A 20,274-nucleotide genomic window follows, 5' to 3' on the forward strand; every position below is an offset into this window, starting at 1 on the left:
GAAGTCTGAAACAAAAAGGGGATCAAATTCAATGATTAAAGTTCCAGTGGCAAATCTTGGTCTATTTGAACAGTTAGATCGTATCGTAGTGGCTTTTTTTAGGAAGCAACAATCTTCCAGTCCATATGATTTGAATGTCAGTATTACACAAGAACATCTTGACCAGAAAAAGCAAGAGCTAGAACCATTAGGCTATCAAGCTGTCCAACTACCATTAGGAATGGCTTTAGATAATATCATTCAACAACCTTATTATAAAAACTTAATCATTGGTGGACTTGCTCCCGACGAAATTATGGTTAGTAAAGAAGAATTAATACCTTTGAAAGATATTGTAGATAGTTTTTGTATTATGTACGCTGCAGCGAATAACGGACTGGAACATAGTAAGGCTTATGAATTAATGAAAGATAAGACGGTTTATTTTATTGGTAAACTATTTACAGATATTCCAAAAGCTGGTGATGAAATTGCTTATTTAGGAATTGATCGGATAGCGAGCGATGGTACACCATATGAAGCAGTTAAATGCTTTTTAACGGAAGAGAGTGCAGAGAAGTATAATAGCGAAAACGGACCTATTAGTCCAGCTAACCTCGCATATCTAAAATCATTTTGGGGGAAGCCAGTTATTATCGAACCCCACAGAAATTATTGGATTGAGTTTTTATAGAGAGAATAGAAGAGCGTAAAATTCTATCAAAGATCTACGCTCTTTTTGTAGACTAAAGATATTACATAATTTATATTATGTATCTCACAAGCTATCCAAGGCATTTTTTTGTTCGTCATTTACTATATGAGTATACAAATCAGTAACTTGTGTGCTGGCATGTCCTAGCTGGTGGCTGACCAAAACCTGTGATTTGGTTGCATCATAGAGACGGGTTGCTAGGGTATGGCGAAGTTTGTGGGGTGTTACACGGACTTTGAAGTCTTCTGAATACTTGGCCACCATCTTTTCAACACTAGAAGCATCAATCCGGTTCGGAACACCTCGATACAAGGTTAAGAATAGGGCTGTATCGGTCTTTTCTGTCTTATATCGTTTGTCTCGAATGGCAAGATATTGCTCTAAATAAGGCTTAGCAAAGGCAGCAACATTAACGGAGTCACGTTTTCCACCTTTTCGAGTGACATCAATCACCATCATCTTAAGATTGAGATCTCGAAGATCCAGGTTAACTGCTTCAGAAAGACGAACACCAGAGGCAAGAAGAAGTGCTATAATGGCTAAATCTCGCTCTTTGTTCTTATTAAAGGAAGATAAGGCACGATTTGAGAGTGTTTTAGGGTATTCCTGGTCGATATAGTACAGAAAACCTTCTGTTTCATCACCTAAAAAGAGTTTTTGCTTGATGTTTTCAGCTCTGGCAGCAAGGGTTTCTTTCTTTTTCTTGGTTGAAACTTTCTTCATTACATTACGATAGAAATAGGGCTCTCCTTGGTCATTTTCAACTTCCTCAGTTAGATACTTGTAAAGACTAGAAAGTGCTGACAAGGTCCGATTGATGGTCGTCTGAGAGACACCTTGTTTGGTTGTATTGGCGTTCAGCAAAGGACGTTCTCGTAGATAGAGGATAAAGGATTCCATATCTTTCTTTGACATGTTTTCCAAGACCGATAAAGGAATATCGGCAATTTTATCAGCGTTTGAAATTCCAGACTCTAGAACCCAGCTGAAAAATCGATCGTATTCCTTGAGGTATTCGTACAAGGTTGTAAAACTGTAGGGAACAGCAAGCTTAGATTGGTAGTATTCCAGAACATACCAGGGCATGATTTGTTTTAGTTTGTCGATTCGTTCCAGTAAAATCTCACGTTTCATGTATTTTCTCCATAATTAAGTCTACTAGTAGTATAGCATAGACTAATATATTTTTCAAGAAAATTATAGTTTTTCGGAAAGACGTAATAAGAAACTTAAAACAGAAGTCTAACTTAATCTTTTTATAAAACTGAATTTTTTAAAAATCAAAACTTCCACTTAAAATGTACATTATTAGAGTGAAAACTGAAATTTCTTCATTTGTATATTTTGATAGAAATGATTCTTTATGTGAAAAAGAAAATCCATTCCACTAACACTGAAAATGTAGATATTGCAACTATACTCTATAACTACAAAAAAGTCTCAATAATATTGAGACTTTTCATTTAACTATTCTTAATACAGGACCTTTTTGTACCAATTGATAATTATCATTAATTGAAATATCTAATGATTTTTCTAACTCATCTTTGGGTAGAGATAAGTAAGAAATTAGTTCATTTTTTTGTAAAATATCATTACTGATAATTAAGTCAAATACTTTACGGTAAAGACTAGGTTTCTCAGGAGTCAATTCATCGTCCAAAGGCTCACGCTTCTTCCATTTATTAAAGCCAATTTTCCTAAACAAATATAATTTTTGATCATCATTGATTAACTCTAACTGATAAGTTCTCATAATCATTGATTGAATAGAAACTTTCCAATATTTTTTTAACTCAATATAAAAGTCTAAATTAGTAGATAACAAAGATTTTAAAAAACCATTCTCAGGTAACAATAAACAAGAAGCAAAATAGTTCGCCTGATTCTCAATAATATTCTTTAATTCCTGAGAGGTATAGTCGTGAATACTTTCAATATCTCCATGAAGTAAAATATGACCTAATTCGTGTGCAATATTAAAACGACGACGTACAGCAGATTCTCCATTATCTGTCAGCATGATATACGGTCTATCTTCAATCCATTCTGACACTGCATCCAATTTGTCATCAGACATATTGGACTCAACAACAATAATACCATTAACTTCTGCAATCTCAGTGAGATTAGAAATTGGTATATCTTTACCTAATCCCCATAGTTCTCTTAATTCTTTAGCTTTTTCCTCAATATCGTTATTAGTAATATCGTAAATAGTTTTCGTTAAAATGTCAGGTAGAGTTAATTCAGGAAAATTAACATACTGAGACAGCAAATCATAAATTTCCTTTTGAAATTCTAACCTGACAGCTTGCATATCTCTTGCTCTTTTAGTAGCCGCAGATTGACTACGAAAAAAAGTGGCCCCTTCGTAAAACCTTTTAGGTTCAGAAGTAAAATAGGCGTATGGAAAATCTAGTTCAGCAACAATTGTCATTAACTTACTTGCTCCTGGATGTGTTTTCCCTAATTCATAATTAGAAATCATTTGTCTAGATATTCCTGTTCGTTCAGCCAATTCTTTTTTAGTTAATCCTCTGGCTATTCTAGCCTTTGTTAATTTAGAGGGACTAAATATTCCTTGTTCCATTTACTTCTCTCCTAAGAAGCTCTTCTGACAGCTCCGTTAAAGTCAAATCTAGTTTCTTTTGAGTGGTCTGCTCTTGGTCTTTCGAGGCAACAATCCGCTGGGCATTCATAATATCTACTTTCTCAATCCATTGCTCTGTATCAACATTTGGCAAACCCAGCTGAACAAATTGCAGGTGATGATTCTTTCCGCCGTATGTTAAGAGGAGAAACGGTGGGTTATCAGCATCATAATGCTTATTGATATCCTCTTGGGTTGTAAAAAGATCAAATTGTTTATTTTTCACACTAGCCACACTTCTGTGAAGAGCTTTTTTCGGCATTGTTTTTATACTTCTGGTTTTTACTGGAGAAATAATGGCTCCTTTTGTTTCAATCATCGTATAAGTATAGCCGTTCATTTTATTATTCACAGCAGATAACATTTGTACATCTGTTTTCATTGATGAATCTTCTAAAACTAATCGCAGCGCCACATCGACTAATGCTTGTCGGATATGCCCATAAGTCTTTCGCATTTCTGGGTGCCGCAATACAGGTGTGGTATCAATGAGTTCCCACAAAAAACGATAGGCCTCCTTAATACTGTATGCTAATTCACCGGCTAATCGTGGGTCACACTCTGCTTCTAAATGAGTTCTTAAAATTCCCATCTTATCTCCTAACTATTAACTTTATTCATGTCATGTTAATAGTTTACCTTTTTTTAAAAAAAATGTCAATACTAAAACATACTAAGAATAGTAGGTAGAAAATTTCTGACGGGAAAATTACGCACTACTTTTTTGGGGCAGAGTAAAGGTGTCTTTTTAAATCAAGAGGCTTTTCCAAAGAATAATACTGTTTCCAACAAAATTAGCTACCGACTATACTCATCTTTTTTATGTACTACCATATAGCAGGATACCAAGATGATGAGGATTTTAATGAGGTAGGTTTCGGATCGATCAGTGTCCATGGTTAGCTGAGACAAGACGTTAATGATCGAATGTGTCATAACGCAAATCCAGAGATTCTTTGTTTTGATATAAAGAGCTGAGAGTATGAAAGAATTCGTCAGCAATCCAAATAAAAACGGTAGAATTTGCAGAGTTGCTAGGGAACCATCTATGTAAAAGAACAACAGATGCCAAATTGCCCAGCTGAAAAAGGTTAGCATTGTTGAGTAAAAATATGGCAACTTCTCTTGTAAAATTGGTTGAAAGACATATCGCCATCCAATCTCTTCTATACCACCAAAGACAATAAATTTGAAGAACATCAAAAATGGGAGGTACCAGCTAAATTCTATTATTTTCCCACCAAACATTAGAAAAGAAAAATCAAGGACAATAAGGAAGAAAGATAATAAATAATGTTTATAACTAGTATGGATGTTAAAAAAATCTTTTACGATCTTCTTAAAATGAATATGAAAATAGTGATTTGCAACAATTATTCCCCAAAGAGCTGAAGAAATCCCACCAACAATGATTCCTAAAACAGTTAATAGATTGGAATGAACAGAAAAATGATTCAAGAAAAAGAAAAGGAGACAAACTGATACTATTTGGCTAAATGTGCCTAGCAAATATACCGCAATTGCCTTACTTCTTTTCATAGAGAATCCTTTCAAATTTAATTTACGTAAAATAAATTATGTAAATAAAACTTACAACAACATATCTTTGACTTTTCCAATTTCACTTTTTGGAATCACTAGGTGAATCATATCACCCAGATACATTCTAGTTGAGCCGTTAACTGTTTGGCTTTTGCCATTATGGACTTGGGTGGTGATGAGTATGTTATGTGGCAAGTTGAGCTCGTGAACCTGTTTTCCTGCTATTTTATCAGAAACAGGGATTTCAATTAGGGTAACTTCTCCTTCGTCTGTTGCTTCTTCTGGTAGCATTTTTTCTAGCATAGCCTCATAGACTGGAGCACCCTTGAGTAGATCCATGACAATATATGCGACTAAGGTCACTAAGCCAAGCGGCATGAGGTTGCGAATATCCCCGACCATCTCGGTTACGAGTATCATAGCAGTTAATGGAGCCTTGGAAATTGCTCCAAAGTAGCCACTCATTCCTAAAATGACAAATATAGGGAATTGTTCCTGACTGACAAGCCCAAAATTCACACAAATGACACCGACTAGGACACCAAGTAAGGAACCAAGCGCCAGAATGGGAAGGAAAATTCCTCCTGGGAGACCACTTCCATAACTAATCATGCTCAAAACAAAGCGGATCAAAAAGTAAGCTAATAAAACCTGAAAACTAAAATCTTGCTCAGTCAAAGAAAGAACGACTTGATTTCCACCTCCAAGGATTTGTGGCAAGAAAATCCCGACTGGTATGATAAGGATAAAGGCCAAGATTGGATAATAAGATCTATCCAAATGGATTTTTTGACCAATCCAGTCATAAACTCGACCAACATTGAGTACAACTTTCTCATAGAGAAAACCAGAAAGCCCGAGAAAAACTCCCATAAGGAGGTAAATCCAATACTGGTCTAGGGTCATGAGAGGAATATTGTCTGGCATATCCAGTACGGGTGTTAGGCCAAATATGAGTAGTGAAACAAAGTTTGCTACGAGACTAGCTGCTAGTGTTGAGACCCAGAAAAAGCGTGAAAAATGGTGATAAACTTCTTCTATAACAAAGAGAAGGCCTGCGATTGGTGCATTAAAGGCAGCTGCTAGTCCTGCAGCAGCTCCACTGGCAATCAGGGAGCGTTCTTCAACTGGACTGGATTTGAGCCACTTGGCAATGCCTTTACCACCAACTGCTCCAAGTTGAATACTTGGCCCTTCTCTACCTAGCATAAGGCCACTGGCAATAGCCAGAATGCCTAAAATATATTTTTTCCAGAGGACACTCCACCAGTTAAGAGTCATGAGACCTTTTAGTTCGGCTTCTACTTGAGGGATTCCAGAACCCTTGATGTCTTTTTCCGATCGAGTCAATTTCGCACTGAGCCAGCTAACAATTAGATAAAATAGACCAATGATAAAAAGATTGCGGACTAGGTGCGCTTGATCTTGATAGAGTCCTTGTATCAGGTGGAAGCCCTTTTCGATTAAGAAACGAAAGGATCCGACGATGAGCCCGACGACGAGACCGACAATGACTCCTCGCCCAACTTGGGATAATATGGTGCTTGAGGCAAAGGCAAATTCTTTCTTTGAACTGAGTGTTTCTGACTGTTCCTCCATAATCATTTCCTCTTACTTATCTTTCTTAGTTGAAACCAGTGTTTTGACTGGTTCAAAACTGGTTCGATGAATTGGGGTGACACCTAGTTTTTCCAATCCTTCTAGATGTTTAGCTGTTCCATAGCCAGCATTAGCCGTGAAATCATAGCCAGGATATTGGTTGTCATAGTCCTTCATAATATTATCCCGTGTCACCTTGGCCACTATAGATGCAGCTGCGATTGAGAGGGAGTTTGCATCTCCTTTGATGATTGCTGTTTGAGAAATCGGCAACTCCAGTTTCATGGCATCTATCAAGAGGTGCTCAGGTTGTGGACTGAGCTGGGAGATTGCTTCCTTCATGGCAAGTTTGGTAGCTTCATAGATATTGACTTGGTCGATGACCTGATTATCCATGATACCAATCCCGATTGATAAAGCTTGGTCTTGAACGGCTTGATAAATTTCCAGATGTTTCTTTTTAGGGATTTTTTTGCTATCGTTGAGGCCTTTAATCTTACAATTTTTGGGCAAGATAACGGCTGCAGCGACTACAGGTCCAGCCAGAGGACCACGGCCGACCTCGTCAACACCTGCTACTAAGGTCAATCCTTGCTTATACAGTTCTTTTTCATAGGAAAGCATAGTTTCTAGGCGAAGGTCTTCATCCAGTTCAGCCTGAATGGCTTTTTTACGCTTGTTAATTTCTTTTTGAACTCCAGAACGAGGATCTTTTTCCAGTTCAGGAAAAAGGGGATTGTCTAATTCTTTGACAGTGGCAAGAAGTTCTTTGATTTCTTTAATCGTCGTCATCGATGTCGTCCAATGTATCTAAGGTGTAGTTACCGAGTTTTCCATCACGGACTTCCTTGACGAAGAGGCTGTAAAAGCGGTCGTAGTCGTCTCGGAAACCAAGGGCACGAGTCATATCCATGATGATAACAGGTGCTTCTTCTTCTATCTTCATTTGTTTGAAGCGTTCAGCCAGCTTTTCTGGATAATGTTTTTTGAAATAATCAAGACCAAAAATGGTCACTTCATCCATAGGAAGCAACTGGTCTTTAATGGCTCCTGTTAGGGCTAGTTTCAAAGCTACGGTTTCGTCTTCAAATTTAGGCCAGAGAATCCCTGGTGTGTCTAAAATTTCAAGGTCTTTGTTGGTTTTGAGCCACTGTTGCCCCTTGGTAACACCTGGTTTATTGCCAACAACCGCAATCTTTTTCCCAGCCAAACGGTTCATGAGAGTTGACTTACCGGCATTTGGAATTCCGATAATCATGGTCCGCAAGGTTTCGATCTTGATACCTCGTTCTTTCTGGCGTGCAATCTTATCAGCCATGAGCTTTTTAGCGGCATCCGTCACAACTTTTACAGTCACTTGCTCTTTGGAGTTGATAGCCAGAGTTTGAATTCCCTGTGATTCAAAATACTGACGCCATTCTTTGGTCATTGCAGGATCAGCCAGATCCGCCTTATTTAAAATCAAAAGTTTAGGTTTATCCCCCACAATCTTGGTTAACATAGGATTTTGACTAGATAAAGGTAGCCGAGCATCCACCAAAATTGTCACAAAATCAACAAACTTAAGATTCTCCTGAACTTGCCGCCGAGCCTTAGACATGTGGCCCGGAAACCATTGAATAGTAGCCATAATATTTTCCCCTTCCGACTAAAAAAAACGTAGTAAAAACGTTTTCTCTCTTACCATCTATTCTATCATAAATTAGGAACTTTTGCACAGGCTTTGACCACAACAAATGATAAATAGTAATCGTCCGAAATATCCTTGATACCAGCAACAATTGACTTGACTTTTTTTACTGGAGAGTATATACTTAGTGTATACAAATTCATGGAGGTAAAGCGATGAATACAGTAAAGACTCGGAAGGTGGGGAATTCTCTCACTGTGACCATTCCTAAAAATTTGGGGATGACAGAAGGACAAGAAATGGTCGTCTACAAGGGGATAGATGGAGTCATTGTCTTAGCTCCAAAACTAAAAGATCCTTTTGATGGAATTACTGATTTGAGAATGACAAATGATTTTGAAGAGGTAAGGTCACTTGATAGCGAAATCTGAGTATATTCCTGAAAAGCAGGATATCATTTGGCTGGACTTTGATCCATCTGTCGGTCGGGAGATTCAGAAACGGCGACCTGCTTTAGTTGTTTCCAGGAGAGAATATGCCTTACAAACTGGTTTTGTGGCTGTCTGTCCTATCACTCATGGCCAACAACGTTTGGCAGAAAAAGGCTTGCTCGTTCCTGTCTCGTCGGATAAGGTAGATGGCGCTGTTAATCCATTTCAACTGTATACTTTTGATTTTCGGATGCGTAATGCTCAAAGAATAACAAGAATGGACACGCAAAGTTTTCAGAAAGTCGTCCAACTTTACCAGTACATCTTTGGAGATACATAAACCCTACCATGCATAGACAAGGTAGGGTTTTTTTCTATATGAGCAATCTATCTAGAAACGGGTGAAGGCAATTTGTCAAAATCCCTCTAATCCAGCTTTCTTGTGCTGAAGATAGATGTTCTGCCTGAAGGCATTCTTTTAAAAAATCGCGGACTTGTTCTGGTGAAATTTCAAACTCAAAGGCTTTCATCTTGTAGAAAAAGTCGATGAGAGGTTCAGATAAGTAATCATCTGAAAAAGGTACTTCACCACTTTTTCGATATTCTAATAAGAGTCGAGCATATCTGGCTTTTTCTACAGGCAAATCTCGAAAATAAGAATTTAGAAGCCAAGTCTGCTTCTGCTTTCGTTCAATAGGGTCTTGATTTGCAATTCGCTGATCCTTTTCCAGCTCCTTCTGGTTTTGTTTAGCCTTGATAGCCCGTTCGTCTCTATTTTTTCCAAAGAGGATTTTCTCCCATTTTCGTTCTTCTTTGGTGAGGGTTTCTGTAAAGCCAAAGTAATCTTGATAGGCTCGTTCTGCAGGCCCCATAGCAAGAATGAGATTGTCAGCGTATTGCTTGGCGATTTTATCTCTTTTTTTGCGTTCCTTCTCTGCCTGTATCCGTAAATGCTGCTCGTAGTCAATTTTCTCCTTGCCTAGTTTGACAAGGTAGAGTTGGTCATCGGTCTTACCAAGTAGAAAAGGTTTGATACATTTTTCCAGTACTTCTTCCATACGGGCCTTCTTTATCGGCTCTGCCTTTGTCCAACTTCCGCCTTGAAAGACTTCTAGGAAGAGCTGGTAATCTTTCTCAGGTGTGAATTGATTGCCACGATTGGCTTTGAAAACACCTTTTTCCCAAAACCATTTTAGAAGTCGTTCGTCAAAATCGCTTTTATTAACCTTGATTTTTTCCTTTTTCTGAGCCTTTCTGGTTAGATTTTCAACTTTTCTGAGTAGTTTTTCTTCCTCTTCTAGTTGCTGGTCGAGGCTAATACGATGAAAATGGCGAACACAATCGCTACCAATCGGAAAGAGGCGTTGACCTGTAACACCGTTAAAGAGTTCGTAGGCGTATTTAATGGCATTCCCACAGACGCAATTACTACGACCAATGCCATTAAAAATCAAGGAAACTTCATTCCATTCCTTGGTTGCTTGATCCCAAGTATCGGCTTTTGAAGCCTGTAAAACCGCATCGTGCAGAGATTTTCTAACTGGAAGTGGCATGAGGTCTCCTTTCTAATACTCAATGAAAATCAAAGAGCAAACTAGTAAGCTAGCCGCAGGTTGCTCAAAGCACTGCTTTGAGGTTGTAGATAGAACTGACGAAGTCAGCTCAAAACACTGCTTTGAGGTTGTAGATAGAACTGACGAAGTCAGCTCAAAACACTGTTTTGAGGTTGTAGATGAAACTGACGAAGTCAGTAACCTTACATACGGCAAGGTGAAGCTGACGTGGTTTGAAGAGATTTTCGAAGAGTATAAATTATACTTTTACAACTTGAACCTCATCTTTGCCGAGCAAAATCAAGTATTTTTCAATTTTTTCAATCAAATAAGCTCGTGATAAGGCCTCACCATATAAGGCTAACTGACCACGATAGCGGTCTATGAGTTGACTTGGTTCATCGTAACGGTCTGTTTTGTAGTCGAAAAGAACGATACGATCCTTATAAAGAAGATAGCCATCCAAGATTCCACGAACAACAAAGTCTTCCTGACTCTTTTGGTCGCGTTTGAGCATGGAAAAAGGTTGCTCGCGATAGAGATAGTTAGTATTAGCGAGAATCACCTGACCAAGTGGCGTATCAAAGAAAGCTAGGATTTTGGAAAGATTGATCTTGTCTCTGACTGCTGGACTCGTTTGAACTTGTTGCAGAGTTTCTTCCAGAGTGGCAAGTGTTGGTTGCTGACTAAGGTCAATTCTCTGCATCAGTTCGTGGGTTGCACTACCAATCTCAGCTCCAGTTACCTTTTCTTTAGTTGAAAAATCTGGTAAATCAAAGCTGATTTTCTTTTCCGGTGATTGAGTTTGGTTAGCAATTTGTACCCCTTCCATATCCATAACGGGTTCGTAGAATTTCTTGATTTGGCTTGGGGTTTGAACACTTGGTAGTTTAATGGCTGCGCAGTGAAGAGTATTATAAATATCTACTTCTTTCAGCATTTCAAGGGCTTCTTTAATCGTTTCAGACTGGCGGTTATCTGCTTGAGAGCTATCTTGTAGAGGACTCTTGTTTTCCAACTCTCCGATAGCTTCTCTAGTCAACTGGTCTTCACCAACAAAGCGATAGCTAAAGTTGAGATTGTCCTTGGCAAATACTTTGGTAATAGCCCAGATCCAATCTTGAAAATTCTTAGCTTGCAGCCTAATATTTTTATCTAGTTTTCCGTTTTCAGCAGCTGGATATTCCTTGGCTTCTAGCTTTTCACGAGAGCCCTTACCGACAAAATAGAGCTTTCTCTCAGCCCGTGTCATGGCAACATACAGCAAACGCATCTGCTCTGAATAGCTAGCCAGTTGCAGTTCTTCTTCATTCTGCGTATAAGTAAGGCTGGGGATGGAAAGTTTAATGGTTTTAGGATAGTGAGATTCTACTGCTCCTGTTTCCACCTTGGCAATGTATTTGACACCAAGCCCATTTTGACGGCTGAGAATGACATCTGACATCGAGTCTTGCTTATTGAAGTCCTGATCCAGGTTGAGGATAAAGACATAAGGGAACTCCAATCCTTTGCTCTTGTGAATGGTCATGAGTTCTACTGCATCTTTTGGCGGTGCGACAGCCACGCTTGCAAGGTCATGCTGGGCTTCTAGGACTTGGTCAATCATACGTATAAAACGCGACAAGCCCTTGAAATTACTCTTTTCAAACTGGTCCGCTCTCAAAGCTAAAGCATAGAGATTGGCTTGTCTAGCAGGACCGTTAGGCAAGGCTCCAACATAATCATAATAAAAACGGTCGTTATAAATCTTCCAAATCAAATCATAAAGGGAGTGAGTTTTGGCATACAAGCGCCAAGAATCCAAGATATCCATGAACTGATTTAGTTTTTCAGCTAGTTCCTTGTGAATCAAGTCTTTTTGGCTAGTTGCTTGTTTTTGAGCATTGACAAGCTTCTCGTAAAGATTCTCTTGGACTTTATCTTCTGCTTTCTGAAGAGACAAACGTGCCAACTCGTCCTCATCAAAGCTAAACATAGGAGACTTCATCAGAGCAACTAAAGCATAGTCTTGCAGGGGATTGTGGATGACACGAAGCGTATCCAGCATGACTTGTACTTCTAGGGATTGGAGATAATTATTTTGCTCGCCGTCGGTTTTAACAGGAATCCCGTACTCAGACAGGGCGAGGAGAATCTGGTCATTTCGACTGCGACTGGAAATCAAAAGGGAAATTTCTTTGAAAGCAACACCTTTTTCCTGATGAAGTTTCAAGATTTCCTTGATGACTAGGCGCATTTCTCCTGTGAGTTTCGTGTCTGCATCACTTTCTTCTTCCTCTTGCCCACAATCGTCCTTATCGTAGAGGAGAAATTCTGCCTTATTTTCTGGATTGGGAGTTAGTTTGCTATTGGCAAAAACAAGTTGGTGCATGCTATCATAGTTGATTTCGCCGACCTCTTGGTCCATAAGGCGTCCAAAAACATCATTGGTTGCTGACAACACTTCTGAACTACTACGGAAATTTTCCTTGAGGAGAATCAACTTGCCTTCTTTAGGATTTTGTGCATAGCGTTGAAATTTTTCATTGAAAATCTGCGGGTCTGCCTGACGGAAACGGTAGATAGACTGCTTGATATCTCCCACCATAAAGCGATTGTGACCATTCGACAGCAATTCCAGCATCCGTTCTTGAATGTGGTTGGTATCCTGATACTCATCGACCATGACTTCGTGGAATCGTTCCTGATAAGCCTCGCGAACCTGTGGGAAATTCTCTAGGATCTCAATGGTATAATGGCTGATATCAGCAAATTCAAAGGCATTTTCCTGGCGTTTACGTTCACGATAAGCCTCCACAAAATCACTCATAAAGGTTTGGAAGGTTTTAGCTAGATCCCAGGTGTCTTCATGATAACGCTCCTGATAGTCGAGAATCGTTATCTGGTCTGCTAGTTGTCCAAGTTTTGCGAACTGGGCCTTTCTCTCATCGTTATAGGCATCAGCCAGTTGTTTCAAATCGGCTTTACGACTAGAATTAGCTAGAGCTCTACCATTTTTTTCTTTCGAGATGGCGACAGCACGCGTAAGCACTGCTTGATAAGCCTGGCTATTGGACTCTTGATTTAAGGAGCCAATTTGATCCAGAACCTGTTGAACAGCTTCTAAATAGGCAGCTTTTGGAAACTCCTTTGCATCGTTATCCAGATGATAACGGAGGAAACTTTCCAAATCCCAGAGCGCCTGTTTGATTTGCTCGGTTTGTTTGTCTTTCTCATTTGCAAAGTCAGCTTCTTCAAACCCTTTGAGGAAAGAGTTACTCAACCATTTTTGTGGACTGCTGGTGGATTGAAGAAAATCATAGATTTTGTAGACTTGCTGGCGCAGACCTCGTTCATCCTTACCTCGTCCAGCAAAGTTCTTCACCAAGCTACTAAATTTCTCTTTATGCTCACCTTGGTAATGTTCTTCAAAAACCTGATGAAAAACTTCATTTTTGAGGATTAACTGTTCGCTTTCATTCTGTAAAATACGGAAGTTCGGTGCAATATCAATCAGATAGCCATGTTTCCCAAGAAATTTTTGCGTGAAGGAGTCCATGGTTCCGATGGCAGCGTTTGGCAGGTCTGCCAACTGGCGTCCCAAGTGTTGTTTGAGATCGACATCATTGGTTTCTTGAATTTGTTGGCTGATTTTCTTCTCCAAACGTTCCTTGAGTTCAGTAGCAGCCTTGACGGTAAAGGTCGAGATAAAGAGTTGACTGATTTCTACACCACGAGTTAATTGATCCAAAATACGTTCTGCCATGACAAAGGTTTTCCCTGAACCAGCAGACGCTGAAACTAGGATATTCTGACCCGCAGTATAAATGGCTTCGATTTGCTCGGCCGTTTTCTTCTGTTCCTTGCTCGAATTCGCTTCTGCTTCTTGCAGTTTTTGAATTTCTTCCTCAGTAAAAAAGGAAATGGGCTTCATCGATTCAACTCCTCTCTCATTTTCTCAAACCAAGCTTGCTTGAGTTTTTCTCCGACCAGTCGTTTGCCATCCGCTAGGTCTAACTTTTCTAGGAAACGTGCTTGACCCAAATGGTAATTAGCTTCAAATCCTGTAATTGCCTGATGTTGCTGGACGTATGGGGCAATACTTCTGCCATTTTCAGTATAAGGGTTAATGGCGAACTGACCTTCTAAAATCTTCTCTGCTGCTTTCTTGTAAAGATGGGCATTGTAGTCTAGTAAGAGTTGGAATTCCTCGTCTGTCAGCTGATTGGCCTTGTTTTTGTTATATAATTCGCCCAAATGACTACTTTCTTTTTCTAAAAAGAGTCCCTGGTATTTCATTGACTTGCTGGCTTCTGCTACTGCTCCAGCCAAACTCTTAACGGTCAACAGAGATTGGACAGGCTCAGCCATTTCCAAGTACATAGCGCCGAAAAAGTTCTGCTCCCCTTCCTTTTTAAGGGCAGCAAGATAGGTTGGTAGTTGGGAATTGAGCCCATTAAAGAAATTCGGAAACTGGAACTGGGTCAAACTAGACTTGTAGTCTACCACTCCTAACGCTCCATCAGCTTTCAAACGGTCAATACGGTCAACCTTGCCTCGCACATGGACACTCCGACCATTATCCAATTGAATAAAGGCCTGGTCCTTACCACCAAATGTTGCCTCCTCTTGGATGGTTTCGATGGATGGATTATGACGAAGGATGTGGCCCGTAGTTCGCGCAACATCAAGTAGAACTTCCTTGGTAAATTGGGCTTCCAAACTTTCTTGATAAATAGCCTCAAATTCTCGTTCCTGACCAGTTTCTTGGATAGCCTGTTCCAAACGTTGGTCAAAGGAATCTTCGTCAGGTAACTGCAAGGCACGTTCAAAAATACGATGCAAGAAATTCCCGTGACTGCGAGCATCTGGACGAAGGCGCAATTCTTCCTGCAAACCTAAGACATAACGGAGGAAATAACTGTATTCATTGCGATAAAACTCTGTCAAACCAGAGGTGGACAGGTAAAACTCTTTGTCAGCAGGGTAGAGAGCCTGCAAGGTCTCTTTCTTTAATGGTTTGCTACTTGGACTGGTTGGGATAGCTGGATTTGTAAGACCTTTTTGATCTAGTTTTTTGCCCATGACACGTGCCAAGACTGTGACAAAGGTCACATCTTGTTCACTTTCACTAGAATCAGCTTGCTGATGATAGGCAACGAGACTAGACAAGAGACTGTGATAAGAACCCATATCTTCCTTAGACAGGCCTTTGTAATGAATCTTCTTCTCTGTCCGATTAAATCCAAAACTCACCAATTCCTGAAGATAGGCCGATTCTTTACTCTCATTTTCATTGAGGAGACTTGGTGCTGACAACACCAACTGTTTGCGAGCAGCATTGACTAAAGAAAGCATGGTATAGCGATTTTTCTTGAGATTTTCGCTACTTGCAATCAGTAATTGTGCTCCCTCTTCAGTAACTTGGTTTAGGCTTTGTCTTTCTTCATCTGTCAATAGACTGGTGTTTTGCGCAATTTTTGGTAAATGATCCTGAGTCAGCCCGATGGCATAGACAAAGTCAGCTGTCAGTGGTGCAATCAAATCGTAACTCTGCACCAGAACAGTGTCCACTGTCGCTGGAATAGTACGGTACTGAGAAAGGCTCATCCCAGAATGAAGCAAGGCTAGGAAATCCTCCAGACTAACTTGTGAACCAGCAAAAACGGTCGCAAATTGTTCTAAAACATGGCAGAAAGCCTTCCAAACTTCGGCTTGTCTTTCCTGTTCTAGAGTTTCCATAGTAGCTGTCAAGTCTTGCATCTGCTTGCTTAAAGAAGCATTTTTTAGAAAAATATTCCACTTTGGCAAGAGATTTTCAGTCTTTTGCTTCCGACTGGCAAATAAGGTTTCAAGTGGCGCCAAAACTCGCAGACGAAGAGAATTTAAACGCTCTAAATCAAATTTTCCATGATGGGATTTGGTAAAGGTCTGCTGAAAAGCTGGCAAGCCATTGATGCCAAGATAGCGGAGATATTGTTCAAAAGCATCAATATCCGCTTGACTAAGGTCAGTATACAAACCAGTTCTGAGGAGATTAATCAAATCTTCCTGACGGAAACGGTAGCGTTTCAAACGCAAAATAGATTCGACATACTGAGTCAAAGGGTGGTGAGCCATGGATTCACTTCTACCAAGATAGAAAGGAATCTGGTACTGGTCAAAAATAGTTTTCAGTGATAACTGATAAGAAGCCACATCCCCTAAGAGAATGCGAAAATTCTTGTAACTCAGTTCTGGATGGTCATGTAATTTCTGACGAATGCTACGGGCTACTAATTCCAACTCCTCTTTTTGCGTCAAGCAAGACCAGATTTGCAGGTTTTCACGGTCTTTCTCATCGACCTCCAATGTTAATTCTGAAAAGTCATAAGAAGACTCCAGCAAACGAGAGGCCTTGTCAAAGCTATCCATCTTCTCATGAGTCTGAGAACGATCCTGAGCAGGTGTTTGGTATTTTGCTCCCAAATGATGGAGGAATTCTACACTAGCTTGATAGAGATTGCCTTCAGTGAACGGACTGGTATAGGCTTTCTTGCTTGCATAAGCACCAATAATAATCTCGGCACCTTTGCGATGGAGTAGATCCACTACACGCTCTTCCTCAGCAGAAAAACGGGTAAATCCATCAATAACCAAGGCAAGTTGACTGAAATCACTACTTACCTTGTTATTCTCAATAGCCTCAATCAAATGGGACAACTGACTTCCCTGAGCCAACTGACTTTGATTGAGATAGGCTGTTACTTTCTCGAAAATCAAGAGTAAATCTGCTCTCTTGTCCTCATCGGTCAAACTTTCCAAGTCCAAAAAGCTCATCTGAGCAGTTGTCATCTCGTGATAAAGTTCAATCAGTTGCTGGATAAATTGAGGGTCCTGTTTAATCGCACCATAAACTCGTAACTCTTTGGAGTCCAATTCCGCAAGACATTTATAAAAGGCCATCCCAAGACCGATATCATCAAGACTGGTCTTTGTAGGCAAGTCATTTAAAACCAGGTAACGAGCCATCTGAGCAAAGCGCGTGACGGTAATCGCAAAAGAAGCCTGCTGGGACAAGCATTCCAGCACGGCACGTTCCTTTTCAAAAGAAAGAGAGTTGGGAGCGATGTAGAAAACCCGCTTGCCTGCAGCAACTAGCTCTTCTGCCTCTCTCGTTAAAATTTCAGTCAAAGAAGTCCGAATATCAGTATAAAGTAATTTCATCTCAGCCTCGTTTGGTTTATCAAAGTTTCTTACTCTATTATAGCAAAGTTCGCTTCACAGTCCAAATCCAAAATTCTAGTTGACAATCATTTAACTAGGAAATCAATCCTCCATCATCCACTTTCATATGCTGAAAGATATAGAGGAAAAAGTCTTTGGAAACTTCAAAATGCCCATAGCGGAGGCGAGAAGTATAGTCTTTCCATTCAGGATGTTGTCTGGCTATTTCTATGGAACAATCTTTGACTGGTTGATAATACTCGACATTTCGTCTAAAGGGAAAGAATCCTTCAAACTGCTCTACTTGATAGGCCTTGTCGTCTATAATTTTACCTACGGCCACAAAAGCCTGTAACTTATCTTGACCGTTCATATCGTATTTTGGACTATAGTATAAAAGATAGTCTCCTTTTTTCATACGGTTTAAGGGGCCGCCCTTTCCATGACAGACCTGACAAAAATTCCCTTCAACTCCTCTTAAAACATGGTTCTTTGAAACAACTCCGACCCAATATCTAGGCATTTTTATCCTCCAACTCTACTAAAAAGCGATTAAAAACTTCTCTATCGTTAGATAGTTTTTCAAAAAATTCTTCATCAACACCTTCTACTAAAGGCAAAGCTTGATTGACCTTCTCCGCGCCAGAATTCGTCACTGAGACAAGTTTTGCCCGACTATCCTTTGGGTGTTGATCGCGTCCAATGTAGTCTTTCTTCTCCAGTAGCCTAACAATCTGGGAAACCGTCATGACATCCATTCCAGTGAACCGAGCAATATCAACTTGCGTTACATATTCCTCTCTATTAGACAGAAACAAGAGAGAGGTTAAAACGATAAATTGGGGCAAAGTGAGGCCAACTGATTTCAAAACTCTTTTTAAGTTGCTTTCCCACTTGTTGTAGACTTTGATGAAAAGAAGACCTGTAGACTCTGTTTCATCATTTTTGTAAATTGAATTAAAGTGATACTTTGACATTATTTCTCCTTAAATATTAAGTATACATATTATATAAGAATTTATTTTGTTTTTCAAGAAAAGGAAAGTCAAATGTTACAATTCTGTCAGACATTTTATAGTCTATATGCTATAATAAAAGCAAAACACCTAGAAAAGGAAGTCTTATGATTAAACTACTTGCCTTGGATATGGACGGAACCCTCCTTAATGAAGCCAAGGAAATCCCGCAAGCCCACATCACTGCCATTCACCAAGCCATTGAAAAAGGTGTCAAACTGGTTCTCTGTACAGGTCGCCCGCTTTTCGGTGTCCTTCCCTACTATAAAAAACTAGGACTTGACCTCCAGAACGAGTACGTCATTGTCAATAACGGTTGTTCAACCCACCAGACCAGTGACTGGAGTCTAGTTGACTGGCAAGAACTTAGTCCAGCTGACATCGAATACCTCTATGACCTAGCAGAAAAAAGCGACGTCCAGCTGACTCTTTTTGATGAGAAACATTATTTTGTCCTCGGTGGCAAGCCTAATGAAATTGTTCAAAATGATGCCAAGCTCGTCTTTTCAGACTTAACTGAAATTTCCCTTGAGGAAGCGATTAGTGGCAAGTATCGTATGTTCCAAGGTATGTTTTTGGGCACCAAAGGGCAAACAGACGATTTTGAGCAGCGTTTTGCGACAGAACTCTGTCAACGATTTAGCGGAGTTCGCTCGCAACCTGTTATTTATGAAGCCATGCCACTTGGGACGACAAAGGCTACTGCTCTTTCTCGACTAGCTGCGATTTTGAAGATCGAGCCCTCAGAAATCATGGCCATAGGCGATGCTAATAACGATATCGAAATGCTTCAGTTTGCAGGACTGGGCATTGCTATGGGAAATGCCAGTGATTATGTCAAATCCCTTGCTAATGACGTTACAGCCAGCAATGAAGAAGACGGCGTTGCGCGTGCCATTGAGAAGTATATTTTATAATTGAGAAGCCCAGTTCATATCAACTGGGTTTTGTTTTTTTTAGAATTACAAAACTTTAGAAACTCTTTAGAATTACTTGAACTTTCTTTGATTTCTATAGCTTATACTAAAGTTAGAAAAATAAATCAAAAGGAGAAAATCATGAAAACAGTACTCGAAATTCATGGACTGACCAAACAATTCAGCCAACAAGCTATTCTTCAAGATCTTAGTCTAACCATAAAAGAGGGAGATATTTATGGTCTAATTGGAAAAAATGGAGCTGGGAAAACTACTCTTATCAAAATCATTACACAATTATTGTTTGCGGACAAAGGTACAGTCTCCCTCTTTTCTAGTCAAGAACAAAATGAGTGGACCAAGGCTTTATCTCGAGTGGGTTCTGTTATCGAATCACCTGTAGCCCATAATCACTTAACAGCCTATCAAAATCTGAAATATTATTGTATGGTTCGCCATATTCCAAATGCTGATAGGGTGATTCATGAGACCTTGGACTATGTTGGGTTGTCAGATACAGGGAAAAAAGTCTTTCGTGATTTCTCGCTAGGAATGAAACAAAGACTTGGTATCGCCATTGCCCTTCTATCCAAACCTGATTTCCTGATTCTTGATGAACCCATTAACGGACTTGACCCAATTGGGATCAAAGAATTTCGTCTCATGATCCAGCGGCTCAATCAAGAAAAAGGAATAACTATCCTCATCTCTAGCCATATCTTGTCAGAACTCTATCTCTTAGCTAATCGCTTTGGTATTCTGGATCAAGGTAAGATTATCCGTGAAATCAGTAAAGCTGAATTTGAAACACTGAGTGAGGATTATATTGTGCTTAAAACAAGCGATAAAGAAAGAGCTTGTCAGGTATTGAAAGAACAAATCCAACTCCAATTTAAGGTTGTCAATCCTGAAAATGAAATCCATATCTTTGGTAATGAACAAGATGTCAAACAGATTCTTAAGCAACTAACTTTGGCCGATGTTGCTATTGATGAGATTTACTTTGCCCGTCAAAACCTAGAAGAATACTTCACCCAATTAGTAGAATAGGAGA

At 39.6% G+C, this 20,274-nt stretch carries 17 protein-coding genes; 5 read left to right on the forward strand and 12 right to left on the reverse strand.

The window, feature by feature from the left end:
• Positions 1 to 31 precede the first annotated feature (31 nt).
• Positions 32 to 673 (forward strand): hypothetical protein, encoded by a 642-nt coding sequence (locus HMPREF1125_RS09060; protein WP_000598744.1) that lies wholly within the window; start codon positions 32 to 34, stop codon positions 671 to 673.
• Between the two features lie 84 nt (positions 674 to 757).
• On the opposite strand, the gene xerS is transcribed toward HMPREF1125_RS09060, so the two are convergent.
• The 7 genes from xerS to ylqF all read right to left on the reverse strand — a co-directional run bounded on the left by xerS (position 758) and on the right by ylqF (position 8,118).
• Positions 758 to 1,828: a tyrosine recombinase XerS gene (gene xerS, locus HMPREF1125_RS09065; RefSeq protein ID WP_000817854.1), complete on the reverse strand. Its 1,071-nt coding sequence runs from the start codon at positions 1,826 to 1,828 to the stop codon at positions 758 to 760.
• 325 nt (positions 1,829 to 2,153) lie between these two features.
• Positions 2,154 to 3,287: a helix-turn-helix domain-containing protein gene (locus tag HMPREF1125_RS09070; protein ID WP_000434810.1), complete on the reverse strand. Its 1,134-nt coding sequence runs from the start codon at positions 3,285 to 3,287 to the stop codon at positions 2,154 to 2,156.
• Complete coding sequence (locus HMPREF1125_RS09075; RefSeq protein WP_000512117.1) at positions 3,268 to 3,939, reverse strand: hypothetical protein; 672 nt, start codon at positions 3,937 to 3,939, stop codon at positions 3,268 to 3,270. The genes HMPREF1125_RS09070 and HMPREF1125_RS09075 overlap by 20 nt, the downstream gene beginning before the upstream one ends.
• Positions 3,940 to 4,145: 206 nt before the next feature.
• The gene (locus HMPREF1125_RS09080) at positions 4,146 to 4,886 is read right to left on the reverse strand and encodes a CPBP family intramembrane glutamic endopeptidase (RefSeq protein WP_000830578.1); all 741 of its coding nucleotides are present in this window, start codon (positions 4,884 to 4,886) and stop codon (positions 4,146 to 4,148) included.
• A 51-nt stretch (positions 4,887 to 4,937) separates the two neighbouring features.
• On the reverse strand, positions 4,938 to 6,488 hold the full coding sequence (locus HMPREF1125_RS09085; RefSeq protein ID WP_000392583.1) for a ClC family H(+)/Cl(-) exchange transporter: 1,551 nt from the start codon (positions 6,486 to 6,488) through the stop codon (positions 4,938 to 4,940).
• Between the two features lie 12 nt (positions 6,489 to 6,500).
• Complete coding sequence (locus HMPREF1125_RS09090; protein ID WP_000207525.1) at positions 6,501 to 7,280, reverse strand: ribonuclease HII; 780 nt, start codon at positions 7,278 to 7,280, stop codon at positions 6,501 to 6,503.
• Positions 7,267 to 8,118, reverse strand: coding sequence for a ribosome biogenesis GTPase YlqF (ylqF, locus tag HMPREF1125_RS09095; RefSeq protein ID WP_000201304.1), 852 nt, complete (start codon positions 8,116 to 8,118; stop codon positions 7,267 to 7,269). The genes HMPREF1125_RS09090 and ylqF overlap by 14 nt, the downstream gene beginning before the upstream one ends.
• A 215-nt stretch (positions 8,119 to 8,333) precedes the next feature.
• Between ylqF and mazE the strand changes: the two genes are divergently transcribed.
• Complete coding sequence (mazE, locus tag HMPREF1125_RS09100) at positions 8,334 to 8,549, forward strand: type II toxin-antitoxin system PemI/MazE family antitoxin (protein ID WP_001098941.1); 216 nt, start codon at positions 8,334 to 8,336, stop codon at positions 8,547 to 8,549.
• Positions 8,533 to 8,889 (forward strand): type II toxin-antitoxin system PemK/MazF family toxin, encoded by a 357-nt coding sequence (locus HMPREF1125_RS09105; protein ID WP_000560806.1) that lies wholly within the window; start codon positions 8,533 to 8,535, stop codon positions 8,887 to 8,889. The genes mazE and HMPREF1125_RS09105 overlap by 17 nt, the downstream gene beginning before the upstream one ends.
• Before the next feature lie 34 nt (positions 8,890 to 8,923).
• Here the strand turns inward: HMPREF1125_RS09105 and HMPREF1125_RS09110 are convergent, their stop codons facing one another.
• The 5 genes from HMPREF1125_RS09110 to HMPREF1125_RS09130 all read right to left on the reverse strand — a co-directional run bounded on the left by HMPREF1125_RS09110 (position 8,924) and on the right by HMPREF1125_RS09130 (position 18,264).
• Positions 8,924 to 10,102, reverse strand: coding sequence for a hypothetical protein (locus tag HMPREF1125_RS09110; RefSeq protein ID WP_001130897.1), 1,179 nt, complete (start codon positions 10,100 to 10,102; stop codon positions 8,924 to 8,926).
• A 259-nt stretch (positions 10,103 to 10,361) separates the two neighbouring features.
• Positions 10,362 to 14,015: a helicase-exonuclease AddAB subunit AddA gene (addA, locus tag HMPREF1125_RS09115; RefSeq protein WP_000802713.1), complete on the reverse strand. Its 3,654-nt coding sequence runs from the start codon at positions 14,013 to 14,015 to the stop codon at positions 10,362 to 10,364.
• Positions 14,012 to 17,287 (reverse strand): ATP-dependent nuclease subunit B, encoded by a 3,276-nt coding sequence (gene rexB / locus HMPREF1125_RS09120; RefSeq protein ID WP_000772321.1) that lies wholly within the window; start codon positions 17,285 to 17,287, stop codon positions 14,012 to 14,014. The genes addA and rexB overlap by 4 nt, the downstream gene beginning before the upstream one ends.
• Positions 17,288 to 17,381: 94 nt before the next feature.
• The gene (locus HMPREF1125_RS09125; RefSeq protein WP_001138493.1) at positions 17,382 to 17,810 is read right to left on the reverse strand and encodes an EVE domain-containing protein; all 429 of its coding nucleotides are present in this window, start codon (positions 17,808 to 17,810) and stop codon (positions 17,382 to 17,384) included.
• A complete protein-coding gene (locus tag HMPREF1125_RS09130) occupies positions 17,803 to 18,264 on the reverse strand; it encodes a MarR family winged helix-turn-helix transcriptional regulator (RefSeq protein WP_000049665.1) in 462 nt (153 codons plus the stop codon). The genes HMPREF1125_RS09125 and HMPREF1125_RS09130 overlap by 8 nt, the downstream gene beginning before the upstream one ends.
• A gap of 146 nt (positions 18,265 to 18,410) precedes the next feature.
• Here HMPREF1125_RS09130 and HMPREF1125_RS09135 point away from each other — a divergent pair, with 146 nt between their 5' ends.
• Both HMPREF1125_RS09135 and HMPREF1125_RS09140 read left to right on the forward strand, forming a co-directional pair.
• On the forward strand, positions 18,411 to 19,220 hold the full coding sequence (locus HMPREF1125_RS09135) for a Cof-type HAD-IIB family hydrolase (RefSeq protein ID WP_000593602.1): 810 nt from the start codon (positions 18,411 to 18,413) through the stop codon (positions 19,218 to 19,220).
• Positions 19,221 to 19,361: 141 nt separating this feature from the next.
• The gene (locus HMPREF1125_RS09140; RefSeq protein WP_000859685.1) at positions 19,362 to 20,270 is read left to right on the forward strand and encodes an ATP-binding cassette domain-containing protein; all 909 of its coding nucleotides are present in this window, start codon (positions 19,362 to 19,364) and stop codon (positions 20,268 to 20,270) included.
• The last annotated feature ends 4 nt before the right edge of the window (positions 20,271 to 20,274 follow it).

The organism is Streptococcus oralis SK304, from assembly GCF_000287715.1.
In the GTDB taxonomy this organism is placed as follows: Bacteria; Bacillota; Bacilli; order Lactobacillales; family Streptococcaceae; genus Streptococcus; species Streptococcus oralis_Y.

Coding starts and splice junctions, on each gene's coding strand:
- HMPREF1125_RS09060 (WP_000598744.1), top strand. CDS start 32: ATGATTAAAGTTCCAGTGGCAAATCTTGGTCTATTTGAACAGTTAGAT.
- xerS (WP_000817854.1), bottom strand. CDS start 1,828: ATGAAACGTGAGATTTTACTGGAACGAATCGACAAACTAAAACAAATC.
- HMPREF1125_RS09070 (WP_000434810.1), bottom strand. CDS start 3,287: ATGGAACAAGGAATATTTAGTCCCTCTAAATTAACAAAGGCTAGAATA.
- HMPREF1125_RS09075 (WP_000512117.1), bottom strand. CDS start 3,939: ATGGGAATTTTAAGAACTCATTTAGAAGCAGAGTGTGACCCACGATTA.
- HMPREF1125_RS09080 (WP_000830578.1), bottom strand. CDS start 4,886: ATGAAAAGAAGTAAGGCAATTGCGGTATATTTGCTAGGCACATTTAGC.
- HMPREF1125_RS09085 (WP_000392583.1), bottom strand. CDS start 6,488: ATGGAGGAACAGTCAGAAACACTCAGTTCAAAGAAAGAATTTGCCTTT.
- HMPREF1125_RS09090 (WP_000207525.1), bottom strand. CDS start 7,280: ATGACGACGATTAAAGAAATCAAAGAACTTCTTGCCACTGTCAAAGAA.
- ylqF (WP_000201304.1), bottom strand. CDS start 8,118: ATGGCTACTATTCAATGGTTTCCGGGCCACATGTCTAAGGCTCGGCGG.
- mazE (WP_001098941.1), top strand. CDS start 8,334: ATGAATACAGTAAAGACTCGGAAGGTGGGGAATTCTCTCACTGTGACC.
- HMPREF1125_RS09110 (WP_001130897.1), bottom strand. CDS start 10,102: ATGCCACTTCCAGTTAGAAAATCTCTGCACGATGCGGTTTTACAGGCT.
- addA (WP_000802713.1), bottom strand. CDS start 14,015: ATGAAGCCCATTTCCTTTTTTACTGAGGAAGAAATTCAAAAACTGCAA.
- rexB (WP_000772321.1), bottom strand. CDS start 17,287: ATGAAATTACTTTATACTGATATTCGGACTTCTTTGACTGAAATTTTA.
- HMPREF1125_RS09125 (WP_001138493.1), bottom strand. CDS start 17,810: ATGCCTAGATATTGGGTCGGAGTTGTTTCAAAGAACCATGTTTTAAGA.
- HMPREF1125_RS09130 (WP_000049665.1), bottom strand. CDS start 18,264: ATGTCAAAGTATCACTTTAATTCAATTTACAAAAATGATGAAACAGAG.
- HMPREF1125_RS09135 (WP_000593602.1), top strand. CDS start 18,411: ATGATTAAACTACTTGCCTTGGATATGGACGGAACCCTCCTTAATGAA.
- HMPREF1125_RS09140 (WP_000859685.1), top strand. CDS start 19,362: ATGAAAACAGTACTCGAAATTCATGGACTGACCAAACAATTCAGCCAA.